The organism is Mycobacterium sp. (assembly GCF_052144515.1).
In the GTDB taxonomy this organism is placed as follows: domain Bacteria; phylum Actinomycetota; class Actinomycetes; order Mycobacteriales; family Mycobacteriaceae; genus Mycobacterium.
In genome coordinates, this window is sequence record NZ_JBKQQD010000587.1 from 1 (window position 1) to 3389 (window position 3389).

General features: G+C 63.6%; 4 protein-coding genes. 1 reads left to right on the forward strand and 3 read right to left on the reverse strand.

The features are described from left to right. Positions 1-323: 323 nt before the first annotated feature. The 3 genes from ACLP9N_RS40585 to ACLP9N_RS40595 form a co-directional block, all read right to left on the reverse strand. Positions 324-725, reverse strand: a complete 402-nt coding sequence (locus ACLP9N_RS40585; protein ID WP_442412679.1) for a hypothetical protein — start codon at positions 723-725, stop codon at positions 324-326. A 95-nt stretch (positions 726-820) separates the two neighbouring features. Continuing rightward, entirely contained in the window at positions 821-1099 is a 279-nt protein-coding gene (locus ACLP9N_RS40590) for a hypothetical protein (RefSeq protein ID WP_442412680.1), read from the reverse strand. 484 nt (positions 1100-1583) lie between these two features. After that, positions 1584-2603: an IS110 family transposase gene (locus tag ACLP9N_RS40595; RefSeq protein WP_442412682.1), complete on the reverse strand. Its 1020-nt coding sequence runs from the start codon at positions 2601-2603 to the stop codon at positions 1584-1586. Between the two features lie 284 nt (positions 2604-2887). On the opposite strand from ACLP9N_RS40595, the gene ACLP9N_RS40600 reads away from it, so the two are divergent. After that, the coding region (locus ACLP9N_RS40600) for a transposase (protein ID WP_442412681.1) at positions 2888-3389 on the forward strand (502 nt) is incomplete at its 3' end.

Consider the following 3389-nt stretch of genomic DNA (forward strand, 5'->3'; position numbering starts at 1 on the left):
GACCACCCTGTCGGCAACCCACGTTCACATGTGAGCGGAGGCCCCAGCCCCCCATACCGTCTAGCGGTCAATATCGCCATGAACCTGAAGTCTGGTGAGGGTCAGGTGCTGGGCTGACCCTCACAACGTGCATTTCAAAGTAGTGGCACTACTTTGAAATGTGTCTCCGTTTCTTGATAAGTTTGCTGGCTCGCAACTTCGATCATAATGTAATCGAGGTTGCGAGTTAGCTGTACGACCTCACAGCAGCGGGGGACTCACCGGGGGACACGACACTCACTCTAATATTTTCGCCGGAGCCACGTCCGCCCGGTGAGCGCCCGCTACAGCCTTTTGAGCGCGGTTTTCGCCTGTTCGAGGAATTGGTGCCGGGTTTCGGCGGGGACCAGCGGGGCGAGGGTGTCGATCATTTCTTGGCAGAGTTGTTGGCGTTCCTCGGGGCTGAGGCCGACGAGGTTTAGTTGGGCGGGTTTGGCGAGGCCGAGGTTGATGACAGCGTATTCTACGGACCAGCTCTCCGCCACAAGATCCATCACTAGGCTGTGATTGCGGCTTAGCCAGTACGATGCGGGGATCGGCCAGAGTTCAAGCAGCTGTTGGTAGGCTTCTACGGCTTCCTGGCCGCGGCCCTGTTCGCGCAGTTCTGCGGCCCGTTCGTGTATCGAGGCGAGTTGACCATGTATGCGGGCTTTGGCGAAGGTGCGTTCGATGAGGTTGGTAAGCATGTGGTTAGCGTAACCGTGGCCGGCGACAGGTATCATGACTTTGTCCCGGAGGTATGGCCAAGATCCATCCGGATCCGTGAATGCGGTGACCCAGATCAAGTGCGCCCAGCCTCCGGACACCTAGCGTTTAGGAGGTCATTGACCCAGCGGGGCCGGGTCGTAGAGATCGAGTACCGCCGTCCGAGACGGCCCAACGCGGCCACCAGCTCAACACCCTCCGGTATCGGGGAGGCCTTGACGGTGTGGCCGAAGAACCTCGCCCAGCGGTTGCGTTCGCTGGTGTGCAGCTCGTCGGCGAACGGCGACATGTCGCACAGCAGGCCGTCGAAGTCCACGAGGATCTGATGGTCGTAGCGGGGATCGCGGTCGGTCATGGTTGGGTCATCCTTATCTGTGTTGAGGACCCCTGTACAGTCGAGGATCCTGTTGTCATTTCAGTTTTTCCGCCTCGTTCCGGTTCCGTGCTGGGGCGGTGGATCGCAGTGCCGGGTCAAGGTGGAGCGCCCGCAGCGCAGCGAGGACGAACGACCTTGATACGCAGGAGGATCCACCGCATACTGGGTCGGCCGAGGGACGAGGCAAAGACTTCGTTGGTGTTCAAGTCATGTGCGCCTCCCGTGAGAAAAATCCGTGCGAGAGACGTCCGTCGCGCGTGCCGGCGCACAGCCTTATCTGGGTCCACGGACGAGAGTCCGGCGACATGATGATCGATGGGTTGCCCGACCTGCGGGCTAGCGCAAGGTGCGGCCGCTCATTCTTTCCGGGAGGTCCACCCAGCACAGGGTGGCCGCAGGACGCTTGCAGGAGCTGGCCGCAGGCATCAGCTGATGTGTGAGCAAGGCACGCGCACGGGCCATCTCAGGCGGCCTTGCGGGTAGCGTTGGGTGCGCTTAGCGCGGCATCGCCGAGCTCACGCAGCGTGTGGTAGCAGCGGCGCAGCAGCTTGTGCTCCACCGCTAGGGTCGGGTTCTTGCCGCTGTGCGGGACGCCGGCCAGCTGGTGGTAGTAGGCGTAATCCGGGGAACCGTGGCGCGCTGCGCACTTGGCCGCCTCGAAAACGGCCCACCGCAGCTCCGGGCTGCCCTGCCGCGACAGATGCCCCGGGGAACGTTTATCGGCTGAGGAGTAGACGGTGACATCGAGCCCGGCAAACCGCACCAGCTGATCAGAACTGGAAAACCGGCGCGCGTCGCCGATCTCGGCCCAGATGATCACCGCACACAACCACCCGATGCCGTAGTGACGCGCCTGCAACACCCGACACGCAGGCTGGTGGTGAGCGAAGTCGACCAATTGCGTTCGCAGCGGCCCGATCTCAGCGGTCAGTTCATCAATGCGGCACAGCGCGGTGTCCACGTACTGCCGGCCCGCCACCGAGAGCTCGGCACCGGCGAGGGCCTCGCGGCCCGCCGCCGACAACAGTGCCGTGACCGGTGGGCAGCCCTGGTGGAACAACTGGGCCTGGATGCGCTGCTGCCAGGCGCGGCGCTCGTCCATCAACGTGCAATACAACCGGCCCAGGGTGCGAACCTCCACCACGTGTGCCGGCGGGATCCACGACTCGGGGAACCGGCCCTGAAGCAGCAGGGTACGCAGCAGCCGCGCATCGGCGCGATCGGTCTTAGCGCGCTTCTTCGGGCCCCGCAACGCCACGATCTCGCCCGGATCACCCAAATGCACACCCACCCCCGCAGCGTGTAGTTCCTCCACGACATACCGCCACCCGGTGCAGCCCTCCAACGCGAACTCACCATCACCACCAGGACAGTGCTCGCTTAACCAGCTCCGCAACGTGCTGCGCGTCGCCGGACGAATCTGCCCCCACCGCACCAATCCGTCGTCGTCGACGTAATCGAACGTGATCTGCTTCCGGTGCACGTCCAACCCGCCTACCTCGACTTTTCACGTAATTCGGTGTTTGCGAGTGTCGTGAACGCGAAAGGTGCACTGTCTCAACGATAATCGAAGTTTGCTGGACGTTCGAGAATCGAGTGAGGAGTGCACCTATCAGATGCAGGCTACTACGGATTGGTCGAAAAGTGTTCGAGTCGAGGTCCGTGGCGACGACGTGGTCGGGCATGCGGGCAATGTGCTGCCCCGCGTGCTGGCCGACAACCTGGGCCTGACCAGCGGCTTGTCCGCGGCGTTGTCATCGACCGGAGGTGACTCACGACCGGGGCGCGGTGTTGCGGGATGTGGCGGTGTCGATCGCGGGCGGCGCGCAGAACCTGGCCGGTACCGCGGTGCTGCGGGACCAGGAGCGACTGTTCGGGCAGGTGGCGTCGGTCCCGACGATGTGGCGCTCGCTCAACGAGATCGACCACCAGGGCATGGCCAGGATCGCGCTGGTGCGCAACAAGGTCCGGGAGCGGGTGTGGGATTTGATCGAGGCTCGCCATGGCGCGATCCCGCCCTCGCGGACCTGTTATGGGGACCTGGGTCCGGTGGTGGTGATCCGCATTGACGCCTCGCTGGTTGAATCGCACAGCGACAAGCAGCACGCTGCGGGCAATTTCAAGGGTGGCTACGGGTTTCACCCGCTGTTGGTGTGGTGCGACAACACCGGCGAACTGCTGGCGGTGATCTGCCGGCCAGGCAACGCCGGGTCGAACACCGCGGCCGATCACATCGCGATCATCGACGCGGCGATCGCCGCGGTCCCGG

What these genes read in the sequence shown, in the direction of transcription:
- ACLP9N_RS40585 (WP_442412679.1), bottom strand. Translation starts at nt 725, where the DNA reads ATGCTTACCAACCTCATCGAACGCACCTTCGCCAAAGCCCGCATACAT.
- ACLP9N_RS40590 (WP_442412680.1), bottom strand. Translation starts at nt 1,099, where the DNA reads ATGACCGACCGCGATCCCCGCTACGACCATCAGATCCTCGTGGACTTC.